This window comes from Rhodanobacter sp. G1, assembly GCF_055397855.1.
On the sequence record NZ_AP039674.1, the window covers coordinates 302,353 to 316,478 of the forward strand.

Here is a 14,126-nt window from a genome sequence, read left to right on the forward strand (position 1 = left end):
GTATGTCGGCAGTCGTGCAGCCGGCGCGGGACGAGGGAGCAGCGACGATGGACGGACGCGAGGCCGCGGTGTGCGCGCTGCTCGTGGCGCGCGGCCGCCTGAAGGACGGCGACCTGGCGCGTGCGCGCCGCCTGCACGAGGAGGCCGCCGAGGGCACGCTCACCGCGTTGCTGGCGCGGCTGGGGCTGGTCAACGAGCGCGAGCTGGCCGAGGCGTGGAGCGAGCTGCTCGGCGTGCCGCTGCTCTCCGCGCGCGATGCGCCCGAGCTGGCGCCGCCGGATCTCGAACTCTCGCTGCGCTTCCTCAAGCAGCAGCACGTGGTGCCGGTGGACGACGGCGCGCACGGGCTGGCGCTGGCGATGGCCGACCCCGCCGATCCGTATCCGCTGCAGGCGGTGACCCTGGCCGCAGGCCGGCCGGTGGCGCTGCGCATCGGCCTGCGCTCGGAGATCGACGACCTGATCGAGCGCTATTACGGTTCCGGCCGCTCCGCGATGGGCACCATCGTGGAGAACATCGACGGCGGCGCCGCCGAAGTGGACGACGTGGAGCACCTGCGCGACCTCGCCAGCGAGGCGCCGGTGATCCGCCTGGTCAACCTGATCCTGCAGCGCGCCGTCGAGCAGCGCGCGTCGGACGTGCACATCGAGCCGTTCGAGAACCGCCTCAAGGTGCGCTACCGCATCGACGGCGTGCTGCACGAGGTGGAGGCGCCGCCGTCCAGTTCCACCGCGGCGGTGATCTCGCGCGTGAAGATCATGGCCAAGCTCAACATCGCCGAGCGCCGGCTGCCGCAGGATGGCCGCATCCAGCTGCGCATGCAGGGCAAGGAGCTGGATCTGCGCGTGTCCACCGTGCCCACCAGCTTCGGCGAGTCGGTGGTGATGCGCATCCTCGACCGCGAGTCGGTGGTGTTCGACTTCGCCACGCTGGGCTTCACCGACAGCTTCCAGTCGCGCTTCGTCGAGGTGCTGGAGCGCCCGCATGGCATCCTGCTGGTCACCGGCCCCACCGGCTCGGGCAAGACCACCACGCTGTACACCGCGCTGTCGAAGATCAACACGCCGGACGTGAAGATCATCACCGTCGAGGATCCGGTCGAATACCAGATCGAGGGCATCAACCAGATCCAGGTAAAGCCGCAGATCGGGCTGGATTTCGCCGGCGCCTTGCGCTCGATCGTGCGCCAGGATCCGGACGTCATCATGATCGGCGAGATGCGCGACCTGGAAACCTGCCGCATCGCGATCCAGTCCGCGCTCACCGGCCACCTGGTGCTCTCCACGCTGCACACCAACAGCGCGGCCGGCGGCATCACCCGCCTGCTCGACATGGGCGTGGAGGACTACCTGCTCGGCTCCACCGTCAACGGTATCCTCGCGCAGCGGCTGGTGCGGCGGCTCGATCCGGAGACGGCGGTGCCGTACGAGCCCTCGCCCGAGGTGATCCGCCAGTTCGAGCTGGAGAAATATGCGGACGGCAAGCCGATCCGCCTGTGGAAGCCCGGCAGCAGCGCGGCCAACCCCAGCGGCTACCGCGGCCGCCAGGCGATCATGGAATTCCTGGTGATGAGCGAGCCGCTGCGCCGCCTGCTGATGCAGAAGGCCGATGCCGGCGAGATCGAGAAGCAGGCGCGCGCCGAAGGCATGCGCACCATGTACGAGGATGGCATCGCCAAGTCGCTCGCCGGCGTCACCACGCTGGAGGAGGTGCTGCGTGTCACGCAGGAGGGCTGACCCGCTCCTTCTCCCTTGGCGGGGACTAACTCCCTCTCCCCGTCGGGGAGAGGGTTGGGGTGAGGGGCGGGCGCTTGCCGTGGAGTGTGTCCAAGGCGGGCTTGTGGCAAGAGTGACCCCTCACCCCAACCCGTTGCTAGGCTCGTTCCTCGCCAAGCAACCCCCGGCCCTCGCGCCAGCGCTCGGGCGCTCAGCCATGCACGAGCCAATGGCTCGCAAGCAGCATGGCTTCGCCCCCACGGGGGAGAGGGGGCAAACGTGCCGTGCGGGTTCGCACCCGTTTGAGTTGATCGAGGCCTGGGAGCATCAAACCCCATGAGCCAGTTCCAATACAAGGCCGTCAGCGAAGCCGGCGAGCTGCTGCAGGGCCAGATGGAAGCGTCCAGCGTCGACGAGGTGGTGGCGCGGCTGCAGGATCAGGGCCACACGCCGCTGGAGGCGCGGGCGGCGGATGCGCTGGGCGGCGGCTCCGGCTTCGCCGCGCTGTTCAAGCGCGTACCGTTCAGCGGCGACCAGCTGGCGCAATTCACCCACCAGCTGGCGACCCTGCTCGGCGCGGGCCAGCCGCTGGATCGCGCGCTGGGCATCCTGCTCGACCTGCCCGAGGGCGAGCGCGCGCAGAAGCTGATCGAGCGCGTGCGTGACCGCGTGCGCGGCGGCATGCCGCTGTCGCAGGCGCTGGACGAGGAGCACGGCGTGTTCCCCAAGCTGTACGTGGCGCTGGTGCGCGCGGGCGAGGCGGGCGGTTCGCTGGAGGAAACGCTGCGCCGGCTGGCCGACTACCTCGAACGTTCGCAGCAGCTGCGCGGCAGCATCATCAACTCGCTGATCTACCCGGCCTTCCTGCTGGTGGGCGTGCTGGGTTCGCTGGTGCTGCTGCTGGCCTACGTGGTGCCGCAGTTCGTGCCGATCTTCGAGGACATGCAGGTGCCGCTGCCGTGGATCACCAAGGCGGTGCTGGTGCTGGGACAGACCCTGCAGTCGTGGTGGTGGCTGATCGTGCTGCTGCTGGTCGGCGGCGCGTTCGTGCTGCGCGCGCGCCTGCGCGAGCCGGCCGCGCGGCTGGCGTGGGATGCGCGCCTGCTGCGCATGCGCGTGGCCGGCCCGCTGCTGCTCAAGGTGCAGACCGCGCGCATCGCGCGCACGCTGGGCACGCTGCTGAAGAACGGCGTGCCGCTGCTGGGCGCGCTCGCCATCGCGCGGCAGGTCGCCGCCAACCGCGCGCTGGACGCGGCGCTGGCGCAGGCGCACGAGCAGGTGAAGGAAGGCTCCGGCCTGGGCTTCGCATTGGGCCAGTCCAGGCTGTTTCCGCGGCTCGCCCTGCAGATGGTGCAGGTGGGCGAGGAGGCCGGCGAGCTGGACACCATGCTGCTCAAGGTGGCCGACACCTTCGAGCTGGAAAGCCGCCGCTCCATCGACCGCCTGCTCGCCGCCCTGGTGCCCGCGCTCACCGTGGTGATGACCGTGCTGGTGGGCCTGATCATGGCGGCGATCCTGCTGCCCCTGCTCAGCCTGACCAGCAACATCCAATAGCCATCGCACATCGTTCCGGAGTCCGACATGACGAGGTCTTGCATGCAGTACAGACGCATCCGTTCCATCCGCCGCTCGGGCGGCTTCACCCTGCTGGAAATGCTCGCGGTGATCGTGCTGATCGGTATCGTAGGCACGGTGGTGGTGACCCAGGTCGGCAAGAACATGGACAAGGGCAAGTACGGCGCGGGCAAGGCGCAGCTGGTGACGCTGAGCCAGAAGATCGAGAACTACGCGCTGGACAACGGCACCCCGCCGCAGCAGCTGGCGGATCTGGTGACCAAGCCGGCGAACGCGCCGAACTGGCAGGGCCCGTACGCGAAGGAGTCCGAGCTCAAGGATCCCTGGCAGCACGCCTTCGGCTACAAGTACCCCGGCGACCACGGCAGCTTCGACCTGATCTTCTACGGCCGCGACGGCAAGCCCGGCGGCGACGGCTACGACAAGGACGTGGGCAACTGGCAGTAAGACCGCCGGCATGCGTCGCACAGTGCGCCACGATCCGCCGCCCGCTTCCGTGCCTGCAGGGGAGCCGGCGCGCCGTGGCCAGCGCGGCTTCACCCTGCTGGAAATGCTGGTGGTGATCCTGCTGATCGGCATCGCGGCGGCGGCGGTGTCGGTGTCGGTGACGCACGGCCTGGCCAGCGCGCGCATCGACGCGGCCAGCGGCGAGATCGCCGCCGCGCTGCGCGCCACCCGCGCGCAGGCCATCGTGCAGGGCAAGCAGCAGACGTTCGACGTGGACGTCCGCAAGGACACCTGGAGCGGCGCGAAGCGCAAGGACGTGCGCCTGCCCACGGGCCTCAGGATCGCCATCACCAGCGCGATGGAAGACCGCCCGGACGAGCACACCGGACGCATCCGCTTCTTCCCCGACGGCAGTTCCACCGGCGGCCACATCGTGCTCACCAGCGGCCGCCGCCAGTGGCGCATCAACGTGTCCTGGCTCACCGGCCAGGTGGCGGTGGTGGACAAGGTGGCGCAGCGGTGAGGCGCGCGGCCCGCCAGCGCGGCTTCAGCCTGCTCGAAGTCATCGCCGCGATGCTGCTGCTCGCGATCGCCTTCGCCGCGCTGATGAAGGTGGCGGGCGGCGCGATCCAGCTTTCGCGCAACGCGGCGGCGCACGACGAGGCGGCGCTGCATGCGCGCAGCCTGCTGGACAGCGCCTTCGTGATGGAGCCGCTGGCGCCCGGCAGCAGCAGCGGAACGTTCGACAAGCGCTATCGCTGGACGCTGGACGTGACGCCGTGGCAGGTGCCCGGCGCGGCGCCGGACAATGCCGTGCAGTTGTACCGGCTGGCGCTGACGGTGCGCTGGGGCAGCACGGCGCATCCGCAGGTGGCGCGTTTCGACACGCTGCGCCTGGGCCGGCCGCCGGCGCCCCCGGGCGGCGCGCCATGAGGCGGCAGCGCGGCTTCACCCTGCTCGAAGTGCTGGGCGCGCTGGCGCTGCTGGCGCTGCTGCTGGTGGCCGTGTACGGCGGCGTGCGCAGCGCGATCCACGGCGTGCGTTCGGGCAGCGCGGCGATCGCGCGCGTGGACGAAATCGGCTCGGCGCAGCGCTTCGTGCGCAGCGAGCTGTCGCAGGCGCTGGCGCAGCCGGTCAAGCGCGACGACAACGGTCGGCCGGTCTACTTCATCGGCAGCGAGCACGAGATGCGCTACGTGGCGCCGCTGCCCGGCTACCTCGGCAAGCTGGGGCCGCAGCTGCAGGTGCTGCGGCTGGCGGACGACGGCAAGGGCGGCCTGCGGCTGGAACTGCAGCTCTCGCTGCTGCCGCCGGACGGCCAGCCGCAGCAGCCGCTGGGCGAACCGCAGGTGCTGCTGGAGCACATCGCGAAGGGCAGCTTCGACTACCGCGGCCGCGACGCGATGAACCACCCGCTGCCATGGAGCAGCGACTGGCCCGACGGCATGCGCCTGCCGCAGCTGGTGCGCATCAAGCTGCAGGCGCAGGGCGGCTACGACTGGCCCGAGCTGGACGTGCCGCTGCGCGTGGACGCCGCCGCCGTGGTGGGCCGCATCGGCCTGCTGCCGGGCAGCCTGCCATGAGGCGGCAGCGTGGCGTGGCCCTGCTGTTGGTGCTGTGGGCCTGCACCCTGCTGGCGATCCTGCTGGGCGGCTATGCCGTGCTGGCGCGCACGTCGGCGCTGCAGACGCGCTACCAGTTCGAGTGGACGCGCGCGCACTACGCCGCCGAGGCGGGGCTGATGCGCGCGATCTACGCCATGCAGGCATCCGATCCCAAACAGCGCTGGTCGGGCGACGGCCGCAGCTATCCGTTCGCGTTCGACGGCGCCAAGGTGCAGGTGTCCATCGTCGACGAGGACGGCAAGGTCGACCTCAACGCCGCCTCGCCCGAAGTGCTGCAGGCGCTGTTCCGCGCCGCCGGGCTGGACGCGCCGGCGGCCGCCAGGCTGGCCGCCAACGTGGTGGACTGGCGCAGCTTCGCCGGCGAGTCGACCCAGGCGGACAGCATCCGCGCCGAGTACACCGCCGCGGGACGGGACTACGGCCCGCGCCACGGCCCGTTCGCCACGCTGGAGGAAGTGCAGCAGGTGCTGGGCATGACGCCGGAGCTGTACCAGGCGGTGGAGCCGGCCATCACGATCTGGTCCGGGCGCGCCATCCCCGATCCGGACACCGCGCCGCCGCTGGCGCTGGCCGCGATCCCCGGGCTGACGCCGCAGCAGCTGCAGGCCATGCAAGCCGCACGGAAACAAAACGCCGGTGCCGGCGCGCCCCCCATCGGCGGCGGGATCACGCATAGTATTCGTTCGCAGGCCGAGCTGGCCGACGGCACGCGCGCGGTGATCCGCGCCACTGTCCGTCTGCAGCCCGGCAGGTCGGGATCGCAGCCCTACACGGTGCTGCGCTGGCAGGAGGGTGAAGGGGAATGAGTGCTGCAACGCCGCTGCTGCGGACGCTGCCGGATCGCTTGCGCGAAAGTTGGCGCGGCTCGCCGCTGCCCGGATTCTTCGCGTGGTGGGGCGGCGAGCTGGCCGCGCTGCTGCCGCCGCGCTGGCGCGCCGCGCTGGCCGGCGGCGCCGGCTGGCACCTGCTGGAACCGGCCGATGGCGACTGGTGCCTGCGCCGCGCCGGCCAGCCCGAACCGCTGGCGCGCTGGAGCGACGGCCTGGACGCCGCCGCGCAGCAGGCCGCGCTGGCCGCCGCGTGGCGAGCCACCGATCCCGAGGATCGCCGGCTCGCCCTGCTGCTGCCCGCCAACGCGGTGTTGCGCCGCGTGCTGCAGCTGCCGCTGGCCGCGCGCGGCAAGCTGCGCCAGGTGGCCGGCTACGAGATGGATCGGCAGACCCCGTTCACCCTGGCGCAGGTGCACTACGCGGTGCGCGAACTCGCGCAGCCGGCCGCGGCCGGACGCTGCGCGGTGGAGCTGCTGGCGGTCAGGCGCGACACGCTGGCGCCGCTGCTAGCCCGGCTCAAGACGCTGGGCATCGCGGTGGACGCGGTGGATCTCGCGCAGGGCGACGGCCGCCTCGGCGTCGACCTGCTGCTGCCGGAGCAGGCGCCGCGCCGCACGCACCCGCGGTTGCGCCTGAACCTCGCGCTGGCCGCCGCCTGCGTGCTGCTGGCGCTGCTGGCGATGGGCGGCTGGCTGCACAACCGCGAAAGCGCGCTGGCGCAGATGCAGGCGCAGGTGGAGGCGATGCGCGGCGACGCGCAGCAGGTGGCCGCCCTGCGCAAGCAGTTGCAGGACGATGCCGGCGCGGCGAGCTTCCTCGTCCGGCGCAAGGCGCAGCGCGCGAGCGTGCTGGCCGTGCTGCTCGACCTCACCCGGCGCCTGCCGGCCAGCGCGTGGCTGGAGCGCTTCAGCCTTGACGACAACGGCCAGATCGGCTTCCAGGGCCAGAGCCCGCAGGCGGCGAAGCTGCTGGATCTGCTCAAGGGTTCGCCGCTGATCGACAACGCCAACTTCCAGGGCAGCATCCAGCCCGACCCGAGCAGCGGCAAGGAACGCTTCTTCATGATGGCGCAATTGCACAAGCCGGCGGCGGAACATGCCGCCGCCCAGCCGGCCGCCGGCGGGAGCGCGCCATGAAGGCGCTGAAGCTGGGCCCGCGCGACAGCCGCATCGCCGCCATCGGCTTGCTGCTGCTCGCCCTGCTGCTGGCCTATTTCCTGCTGCTGCACTGGTGGTTCGTGGCGCCGCTGCGCGCCATCGACGCGCAGATGGGCGACCTGGCCGACACGCAGAGCCGCTACGCCGCCGCCATCGCCGAAAAGCCGCTGCTGGAGAAGCGCCTCGCCGCGCTCGGCGCCGGCCAGGCGGCCAGCGACGCCTACCTGCCCGAGGACGATCCCAACACCGCCGCCGCCGGCCTGATGCAGCGCGTGGTGGACGCCGTGGCCGCGCACACCGAAGGCGGCAGCTGCACGGTGACGCAGAAGATGCCGGTGCCCAATCCGCCCGCCGCCGCGGGCGAGCCGTACCGCAAGGCCGCGGTCAGCATCAACCTCAGCTGCGACATCCAGCCGCTGGTGGGCGTGCTGCAGTCGCTGGAGCAGGGCACGCCCTACCTGTTCGTGGACAACCTCAACATCTACCGCAACCCGGTGGCGGCGCGGCAGGAGAATGCGCCGTCGCTGGAGGTGCAGTTCACCTTGTCCGGCTACGTGCGGCCGGGCAACGGCAGTGCGGCCACGGCGCCCGATGCGGCAACGGGCGATGCGGGAGGCACGCCATGAACGCCGCCAACCAACGCCGGCTGACACCGCCACTCGCGCTGCTTGCGCTGCTGCTGCTCGCGCTGTGGCTGGCGCTGCTGCTCGGCTTCGGCCGCGGCGTGCACTGGGATGCGCCGCGTGCCGCGAGCCTGCGGCCGGTGTCCGCCAGGCCCGTCAGCCTGCCCGTGCCGCAACCGCTGGCCGCGTTCGCGCCGGTGTGGCAGCAATCGCTGTTCAGCCCCGACCGCAAGCCCGAGGCGCACGCCGCCAGCGGCGGCAGCAGCATCGGCGACCTCGCGCTCACCGGCATCATCCTCACGCCGCAATTGCACATGGCGCTGCTGCACGACAAGAACGGCGACCGGGAGCTGCGCCTGCGCGAAGGGCAGGCGCTGCCCGACGACAGCCTGCGGCTGGTCGAGGTGCGGTCGCGCTCGGTGATCCTCGATTCCGCGCAGGGCCGCACCGAGCTCAAGCTGCCGGCCGGCGCCGGCATCGACATTGCGAAACCGGCCGCCGCGCCCGCGCCGCCGGACACCGCCGGCAGGCCAGCGGCGGATGCGCCGCCGCGGTCGCCGCCGCAATACAACCCCGCGCAGCTCGAACGCCTGCGCAAGCTCAAGGCTGCCGTCCTGCAGCGCCGCGCCGCACGACAGGCTGCCAATCCCGAAGGAGTCCACTGATGCACCGTCAGCCCACCTCCGCACGTTGGCGGAAGCGTTTGCGATCCGGCCTGCCGCGCACCGTCGCCCTGGCCATGCTGGTCGTCCTGGCCGGTTGCGCCAGCCTGCCGCCGCAATCGGACGACGCCTCCCTGCAACGCGAGGCGATGGCCGGCACGCACGCGCCGGTGCCGGCGCCGCTGCCGCTCAACAACGACCAGACCACCACCGCCAGCGGCGCGGTGCTGCCGCAGGTCAGCCGCGGCAGCGGCCAGTTCGTGCACGCCACCGGGCTGGCCACGCCGCGCCCGTCGGCGGCCGGCGCCAACGGCGTCACCTTCAACTTCGAGAACCAGCCGGTGCAGGCGGTGGTGAAGGCCATCCTCGGCGACCTGCTGAAGAAGAACTACACCATCGTGCCCGGCGTGCAGGGCAACATCTCCTTCTCCACCGCCGAGCCGGTGGACGCCAGCCAGGCGCTGCCGATCCTGGAGACGCTGCTGTCGTGGACGAACAACGCCCTGGTCGAGCGCAACGGCAGCTACGTGGTGCTGCCGTCGAAGGATGCGGTGGGCGGCAACCTGGTGCCAAGCCTCGGCGCGGCGGCGCCGGCCGGCGGCCTGCAGGCGCGGCTGTTCCCGCTGCACTACATCGCCGCCAGCGAGATGCAGAAGCTGATCAAGCCGTTCGCGCGGCCCGACGCGGTGCTGCTGGTGGACGCCGCGCGCAACGTGATCGTGATGTCCGGCACGCCGGACGAGCTGGCCAACTACCAGCGCACCGTCAGCACCTTCGACGTGGACTGGCTGCGCGGCATGTCGGTGGGCGTGTTCAGCCTGCAGCACGCGGACGTCGAGCAGCTGATGCCCAAGCTGGACGAGATGTTCGGCAGCAAGGGCGACACCCCGCTGGCCGGCATGCTGCGCTTCATCCCGATCAAGCGCACCAACGCGCTGGTGGTCATCAGCACGCAGCCGAACTACGTGGACGAAGTGGGCAACTGGATCGCGCGCATCGACCAGGGCGGCGGCAACCAGCCGCAGCTCTACGTGTACGACGTGCGCAACGTCAAGGCATCCGACCTCGCCAAGTACCTCGCGCAGATCTACGCCAACGGCAGCGGCGGCGACTCGGGCTCCGGCGGCGGCGAAGTCGCCCCCGGGCTCAGCTCGGGCACGCTGGGCAGCGCCGACAACGCGCGCGGATCGGCCAGCGGCATGGGCAGCACGGCCGGCAGCTTCGGCAGCAGCAACACCGCGGGCGCAAGCAGCGGGCTGGGCGGATTGAACGGCAATACCGGCAGCAGCGCTGGCCTCGGCAGCTTCGGCGGCGGCAACGGCGGATTGAGCGGCGGGCTGGGCAACGGCACGGCCGGCGGCGGCGCGATGTCCGCCGGCAACAGCTTCGGCAACGCCGGCGCGAACGACCGCCAGTACAGCTCGCAGGACGGCAGCGTCCGCATCGGCTCGGTGGACGCCAACAACCAGTTGCTGGTGCGCGTGCGGCCCTCGCAATGGGGCGAGATCGAGGCGGCGATCAAGCGGCTGGACGTGGTTCCGCTGCAGGTGCAGATCGAGACGCGCATCCTCGAGGTGAACCTCACCGGCCAGTTCCAGTTCGGCGTGCAGTGGTACCTGCAGGGCCTCACCGGCAGCAAGAGCACCACCGACAGCAACGGCAACGTCACGATCACCCCCGGCCAGCCCTACCGCCATCGCCAGGTGGCGCTGGGCGGCGGCGGCAACGCCTACGGCGGCGAACCGCTGTTCTACTCCTTCCTCAACAGCCAGATGCAGGTGGCGGTGCGCGCGATGGAGGACAGCGGCAACACCAAGACGCTGTCCGCGCCTTCGCTGGTGGTGATGAACAACCAGCCGGCCAGCATCATGGTGGGCAACAACGTGCCGGTGAACACGAACAACATCATTTCCGGCCTGGGCAGCAGCGGCGGCGCGGCCACGGTGGGCTCGGTGAACTACCTCACCACCGGCGTGATCCTCAAGGTGGTGCCGCGGGTGAATCCGGGCGGACTGGTCTATCTCGACGTGAGCCAGGAAGTGAGCAACCCCACCACGCAGGACAAGAACGGCAACTACACCATCGCCGACCGCCAGATGCAGACCCAGGTGGCGGTGCAGAGCGGGCAGACCGTGCTGCTCGGCGGCCTGATCCAGCAGAACGAAAGCAACGACGACAACGGCGTGCCCGGCCTCAACCGCGTGCCCATCCTCGGCCGCCTGTTCGGCACTACCAACCGCACCCGCAACCGCACCGAGCTGATCGTGCTGATCACCCCGCGCGTGATCCGCAACAGCGAGGAAGCCCGCCAGATCACCGACGACTACCAGCGCGGGTTCGAGTCGCTGAAGCCGTTGCAGGCGGAGCGTGCGACGAAGGCGGGAGGCGCGGCGACCACGGCCCCGTTGCAGCATTGAAGCGTGCAGACTTGAGGAGGTGGTCGTGGTACGAACCTGCTTGGTGCCACTGGTTTGCGTAGCCGTCCTGTTGGTTGCGGCATGTGCATCCGTGCCGTCGGGCCAGGCCGCATATAGCGGCGAGTACTTCTACAACTTTGAAAACGCCGTCTTCACCCCCGATGGCAAGGAAGCCAGATGGTGCATACGTGGAGACATGTCGATGGCGGAGTTGCCCGCTGCGGATGTTTCGGGGCCTTGGGGCACGTCCCACGTCGTTGTCCAGGGTACGTTGGGGCCATTGGGCCATTACGGCAACCTCGGATCTTGTGAGCGTGAACTTGTGGTCGCCAAGATCCTCAAGGTGAGCGACATGAAAGGGCGCGAATAACTCCGCATCCCGAAGGCCGCAATTGCACCTATAGCCATTGCGACCGATATCATCGCCGCGCATGAGTCCCGCACCGCCAAGCTTCCCGATCACGCCACTGCTCCCCGAGATCCGCGCGTCGCTTGAAGCGGCGCCGCGGCTGGTGCTGGAGGCACCACCCGGCGCGGGCAAGACCACCCAGGTGCCGCTGGCGCTGCTCGATGCGCCGTGGCTTGGCGGTCGGAAGATCGTGATGCTGGAGCCGCGACGCATCGCCGCGCGCGCCGCCGCCCAGTTCATGGCGCGGCAGTTGAACGAGGAAGTGGGGCAGACCGTCGGCTACCGCATCCGCTTCGAGTCCAGGACCAGCGCGGCCACGCGCATCGAGGTGGTCACCGAGGGCATCCTCACGCGGCTGATCCAGGGCGATCCCGAGCTGGCCGGCATCGGCGCGATCCTGTTCGACGAGTTCCACGAGCGCCACCTCGCCGGTGACCTCGGCGCCGCATTGGCGCTGGACGTGCAGGCCACGCTGCGGCCCGACCTGCGCCTGCTGGTGATGTCCGCCACGCTGGACGGCGAGCGCATCGCGCGCTGGCTGGATGCGCCGCGACTCAGCAGCCTCGGCCGCAGTTTCCCGGTGCGCATCGAGCATCCGCCGGCGCGCACGCAGGAGAACCTGGAGCATCAACTCGCCCGCGTGGCGAAGCAGGCGCTGACGGAGAACGACGGCGACGTGCTGGCCTTCCTGCCGGGTCGGCGCGAGATCGCGCGGGCGCAGACGATCCTTGAGCAGATGCTCCCCTCTCCCTCCGGGAGAGGGGTTGGGGGAGAGGGTGCGGACGGAGCGGGGCGCTACGCTTCGTCCGCACCCTCTCCCGCCCCTGCCGGGGCACCCTCTCCCGGAGGGAGAGGGGAAGGCATGCATATCGAAATCGTGCCACTGCACGGCGAGCTGTCGCTGACGGAACAGCAGTGGGCTCTGTCGCCCGCCGAACCGGGTACGCGCCGCATCGTGCTCGCCACCAACGTGGCCGAGTCCAGCGTCACGTTGCCGGGCATCCGCGCGGTGATCGACAGCGGCCTCGCGCGCGAACCGCGCTTCGATCCCCATTCCGGCTTCACGCGGCTGGAAACCGTGGCCATCTCGCAGGCCTCCGCCGACCAGCGCGCGGGCCGCGCGGGCCGCGTGGCGGAGGGCACGGCCTACCGCCTGTGGCCGCAGAGCAGGCGGCTCGATCCTGCGCGCACGGCGGAGATCGCGCAGGCGGAGCTTTCCGGCCTGGCGCTGGAACTCGCGGCCTGGGGCAGCGACGCCTTGCCGTGGCTGGACGCGCCCCCGTCCGGCGCGCTGGCGCAGGCGCGCGAACTGCTCGCCAATCTGGGCGCGCTGGAGGCGGACGGCCGCATCACGGCCTTGGGCCGGCGCATGCTGGCGCTGGGCGCCACGCCGCGCCTCGGCGCGGCGGCCTTGCGCGCGCCGGACAGCTTGCGAGCTTTGGTCGCCGACCTGCTGGCGCTGATGGAGGCGCGCTCGCCGCTGCGCGGCGAGCAGGCGCGCAGCGACGACTTTCGCCTGCGCGTGGCCGCGCTGCACGCGTGGCGTGACCGCCGCGGCCACGGCGCGGACGCCGGCGCGCTGGCCGCGATCGAACAGGCCGCAAAAGGTTGGCGCAGACGTCTGGACGTCCGGACGTCCGCCAGTGGCACGCCCGACAGCCATGCGGTGGGCGACCTGCTGCTGCACGCCTTCCCCGACCGCATCGCGCGCCGCGACGAGGCGAACCCGCTGCGCTACACGCTGGCCAACGGCCGCGGCGCGCGCCTGCGCGACGACACCGCGCTGCTCGGCGAGCCGTGGCTGGTGGCGTTGGATCTGCGCTTCGACGCGCGCGACAGCCTGATCCTCGCCGCCGCGCCGTTCGACCCGCGCGTGCTGGAGCGCGACTGCCCGCAACGCTTCGCGCGCGAGCGCGTGCTGCGCTGGAACGACGCGCGCGATGCGGTGGAAGCGTTCGAGGAACGCCGCTACGCCGCCATCGTGCTGGAGCGCCGCAGCGTGCCGGTACGGCCGGAAGACGCCTTGCCCGCGCTGCTCGCCGCCGTCCGCAGCAAGGGGCTGGACGCGTTGCCGTGGAGCGAACACGCGCGCCGCCTGCGCCTGCGCGTGCAGGCCCTGCGCGCGTGGATGCCGGAGCTTGGGCTGCCCGACGTTTCCGATGCGTACCTGCTCGCCACGCTGGACGACTGGCTGGCGCCTCACCTCGAAGGCAAGCGCCGGCTCGACGCGCTGGACGCGGAGGAACTCGCGCAGGCGCTGTCGTCCCTGCTCGACCACGTGCAGCGGCAGGCGCTGGACGCCCATGCGCCCGATGCGCTGCGGGTGCCCAGCGGCCAGACGCGCCGGCTGGAATACGCGCCCGATGCGCCGCCGGTGCTGGCGGTGAAGCTGCAGGAACTGTTCGGACTGGCCGACACCCCGCGCGTGGGCGGCGGCCGCGTGCCGGTGACCTTGCATCTGCAGTCTCCCGCTGGCCGGCCGATACAGGTGACTCAGGATCTGTGCAGCTTCTGGGAGCGCACCTATCCCGAGGTGAGGAAGGAGCTGAAGGGGCGCTATCCGAAGCATCCATGGCCCGACGATCCGTGGACGGCCACTCCCACGCACCGGGCCAAGCCGAGGGAACGGCGGTAGTATCAGGGGGCGCGACGGAACAGGCAGCGGC

The 14,126-nt window shown here is 71.2% G+C and carries 12 protein-coding genes; all 12 read left to right on the forward strand.

What is annotated here, in order from left to right; genetic code table 11:
• Window positions 1-2 precede the first annotated feature (2 nt).
• The gene (gspE, locus tag ACZ5Z2_RS01190; RefSeq protein ID WP_464760152.1) at window positions 3-1,736 is read left to right on the forward strand and encodes a type II secretion system ATPase GspE; all 1,734 of its coding nucleotides are present in this window, start codon (window positions 3-5) and stop codon (window positions 1,734-1,736) included.
• A 315-nt stretch (window positions 1,737-2,051) separates the two neighbouring features.
• A complete protein-coding gene (gene gspF, locus ACZ5Z2_RS01195; protein WP_464760153.1) occupies window positions 2,052-3,269 on the forward strand; it encodes a type II secretion system inner membrane protein GspF in 1,218 nt (405 codons plus the stop codon).
• Window positions 3,270-3,311: 42 nt separating this feature from the next.
• On the forward strand, window positions 3,312-3,737 hold the full coding sequence (gene gspG / locus ACZ5Z2_RS01200; protein WP_464760154.1) for a type II secretion system major pseudopilin GspG: 426 nt from the start codon (window positions 3,312-3,314) through the stop codon (window positions 3,735-3,737).
• Window positions 3,738-3,747: 10 nt separating this feature from the next.
• On the forward strand, window positions 3,748-4,260 hold the full coding sequence (locus tag ACZ5Z2_RS01205; RefSeq protein WP_464760155.1) for a GspH/FimT family pseudopilin: 513 nt from the start codon (window positions 3,748-3,750) through the stop codon (window positions 4,258-4,260).
• Window positions 4,257-4,670 carry a prepilin-type N-terminal cleavage/methylation domain-containing protein gene (locus tag ACZ5Z2_RS01210; protein ID WP_464760156.1) on the forward strand — a complete coding sequence of 138 codons (414 nt, stop codon included), beginning with the start codon at window positions 4,257-4,259 and terminating at the stop codon, window positions 4,668-4,670. Before ACZ5Z2_RS01205 ends, ACZ5Z2_RS01210 begins: the two co-directional genes overlap by 4 nt.
• On the forward strand, window positions 4,667-5,320 hold the full coding sequence (locus ACZ5Z2_RS01215) for a prepilin-type N-terminal cleavage/methylation domain-containing protein (RefSeq protein WP_464760157.1): 654 nt from the start codon (window positions 4,667-4,669) through the stop codon (window positions 5,318-5,320). Before ACZ5Z2_RS01210 ends, ACZ5Z2_RS01215 begins: the two co-directional genes overlap by 4 nt.
• Window positions 5,317-6,168 carry a type II secretion system minor pseudopilin gene (locus tag ACZ5Z2_RS01220; RefSeq protein ID WP_464760158.1) on the forward strand — a complete coding sequence of 284 codons (852 nt, stop codon included), beginning with the start codon at window positions 5,317-5,319 and terminating at the stop codon, window positions 6,166-6,168. Before ACZ5Z2_RS01215 ends, ACZ5Z2_RS01220 begins: the two co-directional genes overlap by 4 nt.
• Window positions 6,165-7,328 carry a type II secretion system protein GspL gene (locus ACZ5Z2_RS01225; protein ID WP_464760159.1) on the forward strand — a complete coding sequence of 388 codons (1,164 nt, stop codon included), beginning with the start codon at window positions 6,165-6,167 and terminating at the stop codon, window positions 7,326-7,328. Before ACZ5Z2_RS01220 ends, ACZ5Z2_RS01225 begins: the two co-directional genes overlap by 4 nt.
• Window positions 7,325-7,975 (forward strand): type II secretion system protein GspM, encoded by a 651-nt coding sequence (gene gspM / locus ACZ5Z2_RS01230; RefSeq protein WP_464760160.1) that lies wholly within the window; start codon window positions 7,325-7,327, stop codon window positions 7,973-7,975. The genes ACZ5Z2_RS01225 and gspM overlap by 4 nt, the downstream gene beginning before the upstream one ends.
• Window positions 7,972-8,637, forward strand: a complete 666-nt coding sequence (locus ACZ5Z2_RS01235; protein WP_464760161.1) for a hypothetical protein — start codon at window positions 7,972-7,974, stop codon at window positions 8,635-8,637. The genes gspM and ACZ5Z2_RS01235 overlap by 4 nt, the downstream gene beginning before the upstream one ends.
• A complete protein-coding gene (gspD, locus tag ACZ5Z2_RS01240) occupies window positions 8,637-11,051 on the forward strand; it encodes a type II secretion system secretin GspD (protein ID WP_464760162.1) in 2,415 nt (804 codons plus the stop codon). The genes ACZ5Z2_RS01235 and gspD overlap by 1 nt, the downstream gene beginning before the upstream one ends.
• A gap of 431 nt (window positions 11,052-11,482) precedes the next feature.
• Window positions 11,483-14,095, forward strand: coding sequence for an ATP-dependent helicase HrpB (gene hrpB, locus ACZ5Z2_RS01245; RefSeq protein ID WP_464760163.1), 2,613 nt, complete (start codon window positions 11,483-11,485; stop codon window positions 14,093-14,095).
• The last annotated feature ends 31 nt before the right edge of the window (window positions 14,096-14,126 follow it).

What these genes read in the sequence shown, in the direction of transcription:
- ACZ5Z2_RS01225 (WP_464760159.1), top strand. Translation starts at nt 6,165, where the DNA reads ATGAGTGCTGCAACGCCGCTGCTGCGGACGCTGCCGGATCGCTTGCGC.
- ACZ5Z2_RS01235 (WP_464760161.1), top strand. Translation starts at nt 7,972, where the DNA reads ATGAACGCCGCCAACCAACGCCGGCTGACACCGCCACTCGCGCTGCTT.
- ACZ5Z2_RS01205 (WP_464760155.1), top strand. Translation starts at nt 3,748, where the DNA reads ATGCGTCGCACAGTGCGCCACGATCCGCCGCCCGCTTCCGTGCCTGCA.
- ACZ5Z2_RS01215 (WP_464760157.1), top strand. Translation starts at nt 4,667, where the DNA reads ATGAGGCGGCAGCGCGGCTTCACCCTGCTCGAAGTGCTGGGCGCGCTG.
- gspF (WP_464760153.1), top strand. Translation starts at nt 2,052, where the DNA reads ATGAGCCAGTTCCAATACAAGGCCGTCAGCGAAGCCGGCGAGCTGCTG.
- gspG (WP_464760154.1), top strand. Translation starts at nt 3,312, where the DNA reads ATGCAGTACAGACGCATCCGTTCCATCCGCCGCTCGGGCGGCTTCACC.
- hrpB (WP_464760163.1), top strand. Translation starts at nt 11,483, where the DNA reads ATGAGTCCCGCACCGCCAAGCTTCCCGATCACGCCACTGCTCCCCGAG.
- gspE (WP_464760152.1), top strand. Translation starts at nt 3, where the DNA reads ATGTCGGCAGTCGTGCAGCCGGCGCGGGACGAGGGAGCAGCGACGATG.
- gspD (WP_464760162.1), top strand. Translation starts at nt 8,637, where the DNA reads ATGCACCGTCAGCCCACCTCCGCACGTTGGCGGAAGCGTTTGCGATCC.
- ACZ5Z2_RS01220 (WP_464760158.1), top strand. Translation starts at nt 5,317, where the DNA reads ATGAGGCGGCAGCGTGGCGTGGCCCTGCTGTTGGTGCTGTGGGCCTGC.
- gspM (WP_464760160.1), top strand. Translation starts at nt 7,325, where the DNA reads ATGAAGGCGCTGAAGCTGGGCCCGCGCGACAGCCGCATCGCCGCCATC.